Origin of the sequence: Helicobacter baculiformis (assembly GCF_900197685.1) — a bacterium.
Classification (GTDB): domain Bacteria; phylum Campylobacterota; class Campylobacteria; order Campylobacterales; family Helicobacteraceae; genus Helicobacter; species Helicobacter baculiformis.
This window is the reverse complement of record NZ_FZMF01000019.1, coordinates 13,387-26,605: the sequence shown is the minus strand read 5'-3', so window position 1 is coordinate 26,605 and position 13,219 is coordinate 13,387. Positions and strand designations below refer to the sequence as shown.

Sequence of the window (13,219 nt, the reverse complement as noted above, 5' to 3'; positions counted from 1 at the left end):
AAGAGTGTCCATGCCCGCCCCCTATATCGTTGCTGAACTCAGCGCTAACCATGCCCAATCGCTCTCCATTGCCCTACAATCCTTAGAAACTATCAAGGCTACGGGTGCAAATGCGGCTAAGCTCCAAACCTATACTCCAGATTGTTTAACTCTCAACTCTAAGAAACCTCCTTTTGTTATTCAGGGCACGCTCTGGGATCAAGAGACTTTATACCAGCTCTACCAGCGCGCTGCCATGCCCTTAGAATGGCATAATGTCCTTTTTGAGCGTGCTAAAGATTTGGAACTAGAACTTTTTAGTTCAGTTTTTAGTATAAAGGGTTTGGAGCTCTTAGAAAAACTTAATTGCCCAATGTACAAAATCGCCAGTTTCGAGATCACTGATTTAGAACTCATCGCTCAAGTAGCCAGTACGCACAAACCCCTTATCATCTCCACCGGCATTGCCACGCATACCGAGATTTTGGATGCCTTGCAAGCCTGCCACAAAGTGGGCAATTCTCAAATTACACTCTTACATTGCACCAGTGCCTATCCCACGCCCTTACAAGCCGCTAATTTAGGGCGCATGCCATTATTGCAAGAACGCTACCAAACCTCCTATGGTTTGAGCGACCATACTTTAGGAAGCTTGAGTGCTATCATTGCCACCGCCCTTAAAGCTAGCATGATCGAAAAACATTTCATTTTAGATAAAAGTCTTGAAAGCGTGGATCGATCTTTTAGTATGAATGCTCAAGAGTTTACACAAATGGTGTCTGATATACATAACACCCACTTAGCGTTGGGATTTGATAACCCCCTTGAAGAGATTCCACAAGAAGGGAGACAATTCGCTAGGAGTCTGTTTATCACCAAAACCCTTAAAAAGGGGACAACAATCACCAGAGAACATGTGAAAGCCCTGCGCCCTAATGCAGGTCTTGCCCCCAAGTTGCTTCCTCAAATCTTAGGCAAGAAAGCAACTAAAGACCTAGAATACGCTCACCCACTCACTTTAAATGACTTAGAGGGTTAACTCTGCTCTCGCGCTAGACATTTGACGCATACGACGAACAATTTCATGTCATGGCTGACTAATTTGGCTTGGAATTGTCGCGCTACTTGAATTTGGCGCTCTTCAATCTCAGGATCTACAAATTCAACAATATCCCCACATTGCAAGCAAATAATGTGATCGTGATGCTCTTTGGCAGCGATTTCATAGCGCCTACCATTTTTGTTGGTTTCCAAAGTGTAGATAAAATGCTCTTTCTCTAAAAAATTCAAAATCCGATACACCGAAGAGATACTTGTATTTTTATCACGCAAGCGGATACTTTGGGTGATCTCTTCTGGACTCATGTGCGTACCACTTTTATATAAAACGCTCACCACCTCTTCCCGTTGCTTAGAATTCTTTAGCCCATTTTTTCTAATAGAGACCCTCAAACGCTCCAAGATGGACTCTAAGGTTTCTAGCCGACGCATGATAACTCCTTTTGCTCGCGCATCCACATACAGCGCATGTGAAGCCCCCAAGATAACATTATTTTCTTAATACTTCTCAATATCCAAGTCAAAGTGCGAGAATCCCCCTCCTCAGAGGGGCAAAACATTCGCTAGGCGTGGGGATGATTGCCTGCGTGGGGGTGCGCATGTCCATGAGGGTGTCCATGAGGGTGTCCATGAGGGTGTGCGTCAGCATGGGGTGATTTTTCTCTAGTGTGAGGGTTACCCTTAGCTCCCACATAAGAGATGTTTCCATGCGCATCAATGTCATAAGCCTGTCCAAAGCCCTTCACAAAACGCCCATGTACAAATTCTAGGCGGATTAGATGGAAATCTTGCATGTTCCTGATAGTTTCTAGCCCCCTACCCTTACCATGGCGACTCAAAAACTGATCGTAGACCTTATCAAACTCTGCACCTCTTTCTACAAAGTGTGCACGGGCTTTATAGCGTAGGCGTTTGCGCAAGATGGGTGATTTTGCTACTGCCTCATCTTCTAAGAACATCACTTCAAGATTGTCAGGATGAGCTTTGATACTGCTGAAATGTTCGGCAACTTCGCTCACATAAATATAGTACTGGGTGTGGTGTCCCTCTTGGTAAGACAGGAGCGCGCTATAAGAACACACCACTTCATTATGTGGATTCAAACTTGCCACACAAACACTGCTGAAACCCTCTCTGAATTTTTCGAGATCAGCGCGCACATCTTCCATGTCTGTTGTCTTGGTGATAGAAGTACAAAGCTCGATGATAGCGTTTTTGATTTCTTCTACCTTAGCCACCTTGGCAGGGTAGTCGATCTTGAGTACCTCCTCTTGAGCTTTGCCTTTAAGCTTGTAAGCAATCTCAATGCATTCGGTGGTGGCGTTTTTCAAACACACATCCACTGCATCTCTAATTTGCCCAAATTTGGCAAGCAACCCTTCCATATCTTTCACATGGTTTTTGTTCATGTGATCCACAATAAACTGAATGTCCATAAAAACTCCTTGTTAAATTTAAGGCGGTGCATTGTAGCATAGTAATTTTAATACGCGTTTACTTTAAAGGATAGCGATGGTGCATGTTGTCTTGAGTGGAGGGAGTGGTAAAAGACTATGGCCTCTGAGCCGTAGTAAATTTCCCAAACAATTTCTAAAACTTTATCATCATCGAAGTTTATTTCAACTGGCTTTAGAGCGTTTAGATGACGGGCAAGCACGTTTTTTGGTGGTGTGCAATCAAGATCATTATTTCCACGCCCTAGAAGAAATCGCACACGCAAAATTAGAAGCGCGTACCCAGTTTTTACTAGAAACCGCACCCAAAAATACCATGAATGCGTTGATTCTGGCTGCTCTAGCATGCGCGCCCGACGAGGTATTGCTGATTAGCCCTACAGATCATCTAATGGATACATGCGCACTCCAAAACGCACTCAAACAAGCCCTGCCTTTAGCCCAGCAAGGTAAAATGGTGCTTTTTGGGGTTGCTCACCCCCCCAGCAGTGAATACGGGCTGATCGCATGTACGCCCTCAGGACAAATTATGGGGTTTATAGAAAAACCCAGTCTAGAGCAGATTGCCCAGCTTAACACGCAAAAAGACCGAAAATTTTTTATTAATAGTGGCATGTTTGTTTTCCAAGCCCAAGCATTTTTACAAGAGTGTGCCACACATACGCCCGAAATGCTCAAAGCCTGCCAAGAGGTCTACAAACATGCTAAACGACTTACCAACATTCTTAAATGTGAAGGCATGGAAACCCTTGTAGAAGGAAGCGTTGATGTGTGTTTGTGGCAACGCTGCGCCCACCTTGCCCTTGTGCCCTTCAAGGGAGAGTGGCGCGATGTGGGGCATTTTCTGAGCCTTAAAGAAAGTTTGCATGCCGACACTAATGGCAATGTTTGCCATCAAGGTATGCTAGAAACACAGCAAGCCACGAACAATTATGTTTATAGCGCACCTGATAAATTGGTTTGCTTGCTAGGGTTGCAAGAGTGCGTTGTGGTAGACACTAAAGACGCGCTTTTGATTGCGCCCCATAGCCACTTAGACATGCTCAAAAGTTTTTTAGAACAGGTGCAACACAGCCACCCTGCGTTTTTACAAACCTGTCCCATAGAATACCGCCCATGGGGAAGTTTTGAGGTGCTCTTAGAGCATACAAGTTTTAAGGTGAAGCTTTTAAACATTGCGCCCCATAAACGCCTCAGTTTACAACGCCATCAACAGCGTAGCGAACATTGGGTTGTGGTGGAGGGGATTGCTAGCGTGGTTTTAGAAGATCAGACATTGCAAGTGCATGCTAATGAGAGTGTCTTTATCAAACAGGGGCAGTTACACCGCTTAGGTAATGCCACAGATGCACCCCTAAAGATTTTGGAAGTGCAATGTGGAGTGTGCGATGAAGATGACATCGAACGCTTAGAAGATGATTACAAACGTCCCTAAAGGAAGATAATGAAAAAAATTGCTTTGATCACAGGAATTACAGGACAAGATGGGAGTTATTTGGCGCGCTATTTGCTGGATTTAGGCTATGAAGTGCACGGGATTAAGCGCCGTAGCTCATCTTTTAACACGGCGCGCATCGACGCAATCTATCAAGATATTCATAGCAGCCATGCGCATTTTTTCTTGCACTATGGCGACTTGACAGATTCAAGCAACATGACCAGCCTGATTGCTAAAATTCACCCGACAGAAATTTATAATCTTGCCGCTCAGAGTCATGTTCAAGTGTCTTTTGAAATGCCTGAATATACTGCCAATGTAGATGCTTTGGGAACTTTGCGCATTTTGGAAGCGATGCGCTTCTTAAGGTTGCAAGAGACGCGTTTTTATCAAGCCAGCACTTCCGAACTTTATGGGGAGGTGTTGCAGACTCCCCAGAACGAACAAACTCCCTTTAACCCTAGAAGCCCCTATGCTGTGGCTAAACTCTATGGCTACTACATCACCAAAAACTACCGCGAGGCTTATAATATGTTCGCAGTTAATGGGATTCTATTTAACCATGAAAGTCCTGTGAGGGGTGAGACCTTTGTAACGCGCAAGATCACCATGGCGATTGCGCGCATGCTCTATGGTTTACAAGAATGCCTGTATCTAGGAAATTTAGATGCCAAGCGCGATTATGGACATGCGCGCGATTATGTCAAAGCCATGCACTTGATCTTACAACATGATAAACCTGTGGATTATGTCGTAGCTAGTGGACAGACTATGAGCATTAGAGATTTTACCACGCGTTGTTTTGCACAGGCGGGGGTCATAGTGGAATTTAATAAGCAGGGCTTAGAAGAGGAAGCGGTCGTGGTGGATTTTATACCCAGTGCTCTGCATCAAGAAAAAATACCCTTACGCAAAAACCAAGTGGTTGTAAAAGTGGATCCGCGTTACTTCAGACCTACAGAGGTGGACTTATTGCTAGGCGACCCTTCTAAGATTGAGCGTGAATTGGGATGGAAACGCCAATATAGCGTAGACGATTTGATTACCGACATGTTGTCTAGCGATCTTACTCTAGCTAAAAAACAAGCTTTATTACGCTAGGGCACAAAGCGCCCGGGTTTTTTCCACCACCCTTGCCGGTATGCCCAGTAGAAAATCCCCGCCCGCACATAGGTCTCTAGGCAGATGACCACAAAGATCCATTTAATGTCTGCAGCGCATTGAAGCAAAATATACATAGGGATGATGCGCAAACACCACAGCCCAAAGGTGTTAATATAAAGCGAAACTTTTGCCATGCCTGCCCCCCTAAATGCCCCATCGAGCACAAAAAGAAAGATCAAGGGCACTTGCGAAACCCCTACTGCCATCAAGTACCACGAAGCCACCTTAACTACGATGAGGTTTTGGGAAAAAATTAGCGCAAAGGGTTCAGCAAAGATGAGCATCAATACACCCAACACGCCTAACAAAGATCCCGCTACTTTTAAAGTGGTGTGGATATAATCTTGGGCTACTTGGACTTGGTTAGCCCCTAAATTCTGCCCCACAAGTACCATACAAGCAATAGTAAAACCCAATCCGGGCATGAAACTAAAAGTTTCTACCCGTAAGCCTACTTGCATGCCCGCCAAAATTGCATCGCCATAGGTAGCAACGAATTTAGAAACAAGAATGGTAGAGAAAAGACTTAAAAGCCTTTCAAACCCAGAGGGCCAACCCACATGCCATGTGCGCTTAAAAAATTTCCAATCAAATGTCCAGCGAAATTTTAGAGGGGTGTTTTTGCATGCAATCACGACGAATAGAACCCCCATCTCCAAAAACGCTACGATCACATTTGCCCACGCTGCCCCTGCAATATCCAAGCGCATAAAGCCGTAATCGCCAAAAATAAGCGCCTTATTGAGAAACAAACATAGAAGACTCATGAGGGTTTTGATCAGTAAAGGAGTGAGTGTATCTGAGAGGCTTGCTAACGCTGCGACCATGACATTTTTTACAAACATAGCTGGCATGGCAAAAATAAAAACTTGCAGATACTCCTGTGCTAACACACTCGCCTTTTCGCTCACGCCCATCCATGCAATAAAAAACTTAATTCCTCCTAAGCCTAGCACGCATGCCAGTGCACAAAACGCACTAGCTCCCATCAAAATACTAGAGTAGCCTATGGAGAGATTCTGCGTGTCTTGCGCCCCCACAAGACGGCTGAGCGTCGCATTTGTACCGATGAAGAAAATCGCGTTTATAGAATAAAACAAAAGTAAGTATTGCAAGCCAATCCCCATCGCAACAATGTGGGTGTCGGAGAGCTTGCCCATAAACACGATAGAAATAGCCAAAACAAAGATTTCTAAAAAATTATTGCTCGCCGAAGGCAGAGCTAACATCAAAATTCTTTTAAGTTTTTCCATATCCACATGCTAACACACGCATGCCTAACAATAAGACTCTTCGAGTGTTTTGGTTAATGTGTTAATACCACGCACCCACAAAGTGAACAAGCAGTAATGCACACAATCCTCCGCATAGCCCTGCCAGCGCGTCATCGCCTACCACCCCTAGACCACCCTTGACTTGCGCGTCAATCTTGCCAATAAGTGAGGGTTTATAAATGTCAAAAAGTCTGAAAAAAACAAAACTCGCGACAATGCCCACCACGCTCCAACCCGCTATTGCCATCGCAATCCACATGCCCACTAATTCGTCAATCACGATGTGTTTGGCATCATGAGTATTGGTTTCTTGCTCATACAAGTCGATCTGTTTGATGGCGATCACACCAACTAACAGCGCGCTTAAAAACAAAGTGTTGACTGAAAGGTATAAAATAGGTAAGCCCAACACTAAAGCGACCACGCTTCCAGCCGTGCCCGGTCCCTTGGGAAATCTACCTGCATAAAATAAGGTTAAAAAACATTCTCGTACATCCATGCGTGCATTATAACAAAATTGGCTAGAATAGGGATTTTAAGGAGTCGCATGAAGTTAGCAGTGTTTGATTTTGATTCAACTCTTGTCGATGCCGAGACTTTAGAGATCTTAGGTGAGGTTTATGGCGTGGGGGAAGAGGCAAAGTCTTCTACTATGCAAGCCATGGAGGGTAAGTCTGATTTTTATGAGAGTTTAATAAGTCGTGTGGCTTTGCTCAAGGGCATGGATTTTGGAGTGGCTAAGGCTGTCTGCGAGGACTTACCCCTACACAAGGGAGCGCAGGAGGTGGTGCAGGGCTTGCAAAGGCGTGGCTATAAGGTGGTATGCTTTAGCGGGGGGTTTAAATTGGCAACCGCATTTTTTAAAGATAAGTTGGGATTGGATGCAGATTTTAGCAACACATTACACACACGCGAGGGGGTGTTGGAGGGGCGCGTGAGCGGTCCTATGATGCGTGGGGATTCTAAATTTGAGCTTTTAAGTAGCCTACAACAACTTTTAGGTGTCCGTCATACAATTGTCGTGGGCGACGGGGCTAATGATGTGTGCATGTTCGGCTTAGCGGATGTGAGTATTGCTTTTAATGCTAAAGAGATTGTCAGGCAGAAAGCCAGTATTGTCGCTCAATCGTTGGACCTGAGGGAAATTTTAGAGTATGTTAAATCTTAACAGCTCACCTTGCCAAGAAATTTTGACTTCCTTTCACTGCTCCATATACAGGCTTTAGACAGCTTGGCTTCTAAGCTTCTGTCTAAATATGCTAAAATACCCGTCATTTCTACCTACTAAGATGGACTCGCATGTTTTTAGATAACCGCTTTCTTTTGATGTGGCTGGCCCCCGTGTTGGCGAGTTTTTTCTCTATTGATGTGCACATGGGGGGAGTTTTATACCGCCATGTGCTTAAAGTTGCTTTTTATGGTCTTATATTTTTTTACACATATTATTGTCTGATTACTCTTATTGGACGCTCAAAATTGGCTAAAGCTCTTAAGAACGCCATGTTAATTTTAAGTTTGGTATTGGCATTCTTAGATTTTTTTACCTCCCATTATTTTAGCATGAGTTTTAATCAAGCATTGATAGATACGATCTTGGCCGCAAGTCCTAGAGAGTGCTATGAGTTTTTTGTGGGTATGGCACTCCCACATAGCGGACTCATTTTGACTTACATTGTTTTTTGTGCGTTTTTATGCCGCCTACATTTACAGGTAAAGTTGAGTCCAAAAGTAGTAGGCGGTGTTTTTGCCCTACTCCTCAGTGGTGTGATACTGCATTCTATAAGAACAGGTTGGAATTTACAGCAAGGCAGGGGTGGATATATCGTTAATCTCGTGATTGCTACACGCATCACTCCTATTCTTAAAGAAATGCGCGCTATTTATGCAAGCTTTCAAGATCACGCCCACGCTAAGCTAATCTATCAAAGCTTCAAACGACCTTACCCTAAAGACTATGCGCATGTGGAGGCTGATAGCGTACCCAATGTGGTACTAATTGTGGGCGAAAGCGCCTCTAAGAACTTTATGGGAGTCTATGGTTACCCTGTACCTAATACGCCCTTTTTAAGTAGCTTAGTAGAGAGAGAGAGATCGCAAAATTTATTTGTCTTTGATAATGTGATCTCTGCCTTTGCCTATACACTTTCTGTATTTCAAACCCTTTTGAATTATAGCGATGTAGAAAATCGCATGAGTGCGTGGTACACACAAAGGAATTTGGGCGATATTTTTAAAATAGCGGGTTATAAGACTTTTTGGTTAGATAATCAAGAAGCCTCCCCTATCAGTAATGCCTATACGCTCATTGCCCGCCGTTTCGACCACCACAACTATGCCGATGTCTCCATGGGACATAGCTATGATATTAATTTGCTAGACACTTTCCACGCCAAAGTTGCAACAAAGCTTGCCAGTAAAAATTTTATTCTCTTCCATCTCATCGGTAGCCATGTGCTCTATGCAGAACGCTTCCCTAAAACCTTTGCCAAGTTCACCCCTGCAGACATCCCCTATCAAGGTTTGCATGTCCAAGATGAGAAAGACAAGCAGATTGTGGCAGATTATGTCAATTCTCTGTATTACACCGATCATATTTTGAGCGAGATTTTTAAACTTTTTAAAGATAAAGATACCATCATTATCTACCTCTCCGATCATGCACAAGATATTTTTGAGAGTGCGTCCACTTATGGGCATAAATGCTCTGCCTTTGGAGTAGAGATTCCCTTTGTGATCTATGTTAGCGATCTCTTCAAACAAAAACATCCTGAAAAGCTCAAACAACTCGCCCAAGCTGTGCATAAACCCTTTATGAGCGATGATCTTATCCACACTCTCTTACCCTTAGTGGGGATTCACACAAAGGATAATTTAGAAAGTAAGGATTTATTGAGTGCGAAATTTGATCGTGGGCGTGTGCGTAAAATATGTGGGCGCTGAGCAATCAGTCTACACAAAAGAGAGATTTCTAAAAGCGCATGCAACACGACCCCGTCAATGGTGGGTGGCACAGCAAGCTATACGCCCAACACGACTGTTATGGATTGATAGCCCTGCAAATCTACCCGTTTTTAGTAGGTGAGATTTATGCTTCTGATTCTTATCTGTATAACTATCTGTAACACTCTAGAAACATAGTGTTCTTATTAAAATTTTTTAATTTTATTTTGTTAGAGTGCGCACATGTTCCATCTTAATGGCTAAGGAGGTTTTCATGTCCTTTTTTCACCTCGGGCACGGAGAATCAAAAGAGTCTCCACATACAGAAAAAGCTACCTTAAACACTAAAACCGATGAACTAGGCCAGTTTTATAATGCTATCGATCGCTCCATGGCTATGATCGAGTTTGATACTGACGGTGTGATTTTGCATGCCAATGAAAATTTCCTTAATTTGATGGGCTACACTCTAGAAGATATCAAAGGTAAGCACCACTCCTTATTTTGCACGCCTCAACTCGTACAATCTAGTGAATACATAGAGCATTGGGGCGATCTACGCGCAGGCGTGTTTAAGCGGGGGACTTTTAAGCGCGTCAATAAAGATGGCAAGATTCTCTATTTAGAAGCCACCTACACTCCAATTCTAGATTCCTATGGCAAAGTCCAAAAAGTGATTAAATTTGCCAATGACATTACTGGAGAAATCCTAGAGCTTAAGAATCTTAAATCTATCTACAATGCTGCATTGGCAAGTATGGCTCTCGTTGAATTTGACACCGAAAGAAGAGTTCTTGCTGCCAATGAAAATTTTTTGAATTTAATGGGCTATAGTCTGAATGAAATTAAGGGAAAAGAACATGCCCTCTTTTGCGAGCCTGAATATGTGAAAAGTGCCACATATGAAGCATTTTGGAGACAGCTTAAGGCGGGGCATTTTACCCGTGGGACTTTCACGCGAGTAGCTAAAAATCACAATAAAGTTTACTTGGAGGCAAGCTATAACCCGGTCTTTGATGATAATGGACGCATTTACAAGTTTATTAAATTTGCTTGGGATGTTACCTCTAAAGAAGAAAAGATTCTGATGACATTGGGTCTTATCAAAGAAAACCAAAAACTCACTGATAGGGGGAGTGAGATGATCGAAAAAACCACGCAAAGCATTCAGGGGGTAGCCACGACGATCAGAAATAGCGCGGATCAGATTAATACCCTCAATGCCCAATCCGACTCGATTTCTTCTATTACGCAAACCATTAAAGACATCGCCGATCAAACCAACCTGCTCGCGCTCAATGCAGCGATCGAGGCTGCACGCGCGGGCGAACATGGGCGGGGCTTTGCAGTGGTGGCTGATGAAGTCAGAAAACTGGCCGAGCGCACCACCAAATCCGTTACAGAAATTGCTGCCATTATCAGCGCAATTAGGGAAATCACTTCACAGGTTGTTGTCAATATCACGGCAGGAACTCAAGAATCCACGCACACAGTTGCGCTTTCTTGTGAAAGTAAGGATTTAATGAATGAAATTAGAGTAGCCGGCAATAAAGTTGCAGATGGAATGGGGGTTTAGGCATTCTTAGCAGAAATCCCACCTGCTTTCAGCGGGTGGGTGATCGTGTCAAAATGCGCGCCGTGTAACGTTGCAAAACCACTTAACAAAAGAAATAAAATGATTCGCATACTTCTCTTAGTCCTCTTACTCTTAAATCTACAGGCTAAAGAAGAGGTAGTAACTATCTTTATCCCAATAGGCAATCTCCAAGACTTCAAAAACACCCAAGAATTTTTCAAGGCGTTCAAGGCGCTCTATGGCTACATGCAAAAATCCTACACCAAGATATACAAACGCCTCAATGTCACAAAGGACTCCTATATTGATAAATCCGATCTGACTTTAGCCATGGCAAATTACACAAATGCCTCCATCCCTCTAGCCAAAGCCCTAGCGCAACATGTCCCCTTGTTTAAAGAGTTTAAACCCAAAAACCAAAGAGAAGAGCTTTTTTTAGAGCATGTGAAGGATATGGCAATGCTCCATGCCCTGGACATCATAGATGGCTCGGCATATGTCAAAGACACTCCGAGCGCAAAAAAGATTGCAATTCTTACCCACAGATTTTTACACACCACCGCATGGCTTTATGCCCCGCTTTTCAACGCCCACAAGCTAGGGCTAGATGTGATCGCCTATCTGCAAAAAATCCATCGTCTCTTGACTAAAGGCGATTATAGTAACCATTATACTACGTTTAGAAATATCGAGGATTTTGATAAATTAAGGTCATATGAAGCAGACGAAAAAAACATTTTCCCCCATAAGCCTTTTAGAAAACGCTTAGTTGAAGATATGGATAATGCGGATATGCCCACAAGAATCTTTCGTAAACACTATGGTTATTGGGCTGCGCTCGTTTTGAACACAATTTGTGATGGAGGGATTGCCACAGACTGGATAAGCGAAGAAGCGACATTGTGGGACTTCTGGTATAGAAAAACCGCATGCATAGACCCCGAATACCTCTTTGATCTCTACGCCGCACGGGCGCTCCCCTTAGACAACAACGCCTTTTTTTACGACAAATTAAAAGACAACCCCACCCCCATTCTAAAAGACCACCCCACCATGTGCCTAAGCCCCAAATATTTAAGCGCACAATCACAGCAAACCTGCCTACAACTCTTTCAAGCCCAAACTTATAATACTAAGGACATTCAAGAACAATTACACCTTGTGCGTTTGATTTCTATTGATGATACTCCCTGTGTGTATTTAGACCCTAAGGACCAACTCCGAGTGTTTAAATCTAGTAACGCGTTATGTATGGCGTTGCAAAAACATTTAGAAAGGACTTTTTAAATGCGTTTAAAGCTAGCGGCTTTATTGCTTGTGGGCTTCATCCACGCATCGCCTGCCAAATAGCTTTCACAAATGGAAGTTTTACAAGCTAAGGTGTTGGAGCGTTACGCCATCTCTAGCGATGTGCGCTCTAGGCACGGATCACGGGGTTTAGAGCAAGAGCCTTTAAAAAGCTCTTTAGAGCAAAAAGCCCAAGAAATCCGCCAGCTAGCCCAAAATTTCGTCCAAGAAATGCCCCTTTTAAAGGCTTTGAAACCTAATAAAACCCTCAAGATTTTAAGTCAAGCCCAGCTTTTAGAGTTGCTCCATGGTTCTATGCCAAAAGCCAGAAACAAGGCGGGTAAATACCAAGCCCTCAATAGCCCCCAAGCTAATCTAGCCTTGTTTTTGTCCCTGCTAGAAACCTATAAGCCCTTAGTGGCGTTGCAAGAACAAGGCGTGCATGTTTTAGAGGATTGGCAACACTTACCCCTCCAAAAGCCCAAACCCCAAGATGATTTAGTTATGGAGCTTGCCTTTAAAGTCAATATACTCAAGGACTTAGGTAAGCAGACTATCAAAGTGCCCCAATCTACAATCATGGCTTACACACTCAGCTCAGAGTTGTGGAGTGTGCCCCATAGATTGCAAGAATACGCCCCCCACGATCCCAAGCTAGACACTTCTTTAAAGCAAGTCCTAGCTTACCAGTTATCCCGATCTTGGAGCGATATTCAAGATTGGGGCTTTTATATCGATCAGGTCTTTGATGTGGATCAACCTAGATCGCCCCAAAAACCCTTAAAATTATCTGCCATTGTGCAAAGACCTAGTGTGTGCTTTCTAGGCGCGCTCCTAGACCCTTTGTCCCAACAAACCTGTCTTAATGCGCTTAAAAAGCCTCCAGCCAATCTCTATCACAATCTAAAAAGCTACTTGAAAACCCAACGCCTTTTAAGCGTGGAGAATACCCCTTGTTTGTATCTAAATCTGCAGGACAAGTTCCAAATCTTTAAATCTGACAACGCGATCTGTCAAGCCCTGCAAAAGATGAAATTTTAAGGAAATC

The 13,219-nt window shown here is 43.5% G+C and carries 12 protein-coding genes and 1 pseudogene; 9 read left to right on the top strand and 4 right to left on the bottom strand.

Translation table 11 applies throughout. The annotated features are described in order from the left end of the window. Positions 1-10 precede the first annotated feature (10 nt). A complete protein-coding gene (gene pseI / locus C6G87_RS04175; protein ID WP_104752281.1) occupies positions 11-1,018 on the top strand; it encodes a pseudaminic acid synthase in 1,008 nt (335 codons plus the stop codon). Here pseI and fur read toward each other — a convergent pair. Further along, positions 1,015-1,470 (bottom strand): ferric iron uptake transcriptional regulator, encoded by a 456-nt coding sequence (gene fur / locus C6G87_RS04170; RefSeq protein WP_104752280.1) that lies wholly within the window; start codon positions 1,468-1,470, stop codon positions 1,015-1,017. The two genes, pseI and fur, sit on opposite strands and share 4 nt — an antisense overlap. Before the next feature lie 131 nt (positions 1,471-1,601). After that, positions 1,602-2,474, bottom strand: a complete 873-nt coding sequence (locus tag C6G87_RS04165; protein WP_104752279.1) for a HugZ family heme oxygenase — start codon at positions 2,472-2,474, stop codon at positions 1,602-1,604. A gap of 76 nt (positions 2,475-2,550) precedes the next feature. Between C6G87_RS04165 and C6G87_RS04160 the strand changes: the two genes are divergently transcribed. Both C6G87_RS04160 and gmd read left to right on the top strand, forming a co-directional pair. Next, on the top strand, positions 2,551-3,927 hold the full coding sequence (locus C6G87_RS04160) for a sugar phosphate nucleotidyltransferase (RefSeq protein ID WP_104752278.1): 1,377 nt from the start codon (positions 2,551-2,553) through the stop codon (positions 3,925-3,927). A 6-nt stretch (positions 3,928-3,933) separates the two neighbouring features. Then, positions 3,934-5,031 carry a GDP-mannose 4,6-dehydratase gene (gmd, locus tag C6G87_RS04155; RefSeq protein ID WP_199767631.1) on the top strand — a complete coding sequence of 366 codons (1,098 nt, stop codon included), beginning with the start codon at positions 3,934-3,936 and terminating at the stop codon, positions 5,029-5,031. Here the strand turns inward: gmd and C6G87_RS04150 are convergent. Both C6G87_RS04150 and C6G87_RS04145 read right to left on the bottom strand, forming a co-directional pair. Beyond that, the gene (locus tag C6G87_RS04150; RefSeq protein ID WP_104752276.1) at positions 5,028-6,347 is read right to left on the bottom strand and encodes an MATE family efflux transporter; all 1,320 of its coding nucleotides are present in this window, start codon (positions 6,345-6,347) and stop codon (positions 5,028-5,030) included. The genes gmd and C6G87_RS04150 overlap by 4 nt on opposite strands. A gap of 61 nt (positions 6,348-6,408) precedes the next feature. After that, positions 6,409-6,867 (bottom strand): phosphatidylglycerophosphatase A family protein, encoded by a 459-nt coding sequence (locus C6G87_RS04145; RefSeq protein WP_104752275.1) that lies wholly within the window; start codon positions 6,865-6,867, stop codon positions 6,409-6,411. A gap of 48 nt (positions 6,868-6,915) precedes the next feature. Here C6G87_RS04145 and serB point away from each other — a divergent pair, with 48 nt between their 5' ends. From serB to C6G87_RS08800, 6 genes and pseudogenes are all read left to right on the top strand, one after another. Further along, a complete protein-coding gene (serB, locus tag C6G87_RS04140; protein WP_104752274.1) occupies positions 6,916-7,536 on the top strand; it encodes a phosphoserine phosphatase SerB in 621 nt (206 codons plus the stop codon). A 131-nt stretch (positions 7,537-7,667) separates the two neighbouring features. Beyond that, entirely contained in the window at positions 7,668-9,308 is a 1,641-nt protein-coding gene (locus C6G87_RS04135; protein ID WP_104752273.1) for a phosphoethanolamine transferase, read from the top strand. A 256-nt stretch (positions 9,309-9,564) separates the two neighbouring features. Next, positions 9,565-10,374: pseudogene (locus C6G87_RS08815) on the top strand (PAS domain-containing protein); the annotation flags it as partial. 21 nt (positions 10,375-10,395) lie between these two features. Continuing rightward, on the top strand, positions 10,396-10,884 hold the full coding sequence (locus C6G87_RS08810) for a methyl-accepting chemotaxis protein (protein WP_267892691.1): 489 nt from the start codon (positions 10,396-10,398) through the stop codon (positions 10,882-10,884). Between the two features lie 99 nt (positions 10,885-10,983). After that, entirely contained in the window at positions 10,984-12,171 is a 1,188-nt protein-coding gene (locus C6G87_RS08805; RefSeq protein ID WP_233709001.1) for a tRNA methyltransferase, read from the top strand. Positions 12,172-12,243: 72 nt separating this feature from the next. After that, on the top strand, positions 12,244-13,212 hold the full coding sequence (locus C6G87_RS08800) for a hypothetical protein (RefSeq protein ID WP_233709000.1): 969 nt from the start codon (positions 12,244-12,246) through the stop codon (positions 13,210-13,212). Positions 13,213-13,219 lie beyond the last annotated feature (7 nt).

Coding starts and splice junctions, on each gene's coding strand:
- pseI (WP_104752281.1), top strand. CDS start 11: ATGCCCGCCCCCTATATCGTTGCTGAACTCAGCGCTAACCATGCCCAA.
- fur (WP_104752280.1), bottom strand. CDS start 1,470: ATGCGTCGGCTAGAAACCTTAGAGTCCATCTTGGAGCGTTTGAGGGTC.
- C6G87_RS04165 (WP_104752279.1), bottom strand. CDS start 2,474: ATGGACATTCAGTTTATTGTGGATCACATGAACAAAAACCATGTGAAA.
- C6G87_RS04160 (WP_104752278.1), top strand. CDS start 2,551: ATGGTGCATGTTGTCTTGAGTGGAGGGAGTGGTAAAAGACTATGGCCT.
- C6G87_RS04150 (WP_104752276.1), bottom strand. CDS start 6,347: ATGGAAAAACTTAAAAGAATTTTGATGTTAGCTCTGCCTTCGGCGAGC.
- C6G87_RS04145 (WP_104752275.1), bottom strand. CDS start 6,867: ATGGATGTACGAGAATGTTTTTTAACCTTATTTTATGCAGGTAGATTT.
- serB (WP_104752274.1), top strand. CDS start 6,916: ATGAAGTTAGCAGTGTTTGATTTTGATTCAACTCTTGTCGATGCCGAG.
- C6G87_RS04135 (WP_104752273.1), top strand. CDS start 7,668: ATGTTTTTAGATAACCGCTTTCTTTTGATGTGGCTGGCCCCCGTGTTG.
- C6G87_RS08810 (WP_267892691.1), top strand. CDS start 10,396: ATGACATTGGGTCTTATCAAAGAAAACCAAAAACTCACTGATAGGGGG.
- C6G87_RS08805 (WP_233709001.1), top strand. CDS start 10,984: ATGATTCGCATACTTCTCTTAGTCCTCTTACTCTTAAATCTACAGGCT.
- C6G87_RS08800 (WP_233709000.1), top strand. CDS start 12,244: ATGGAAGTTTTACAAGCTAAGGTGTTGGAGCGTTACGCCATCTCTAGC.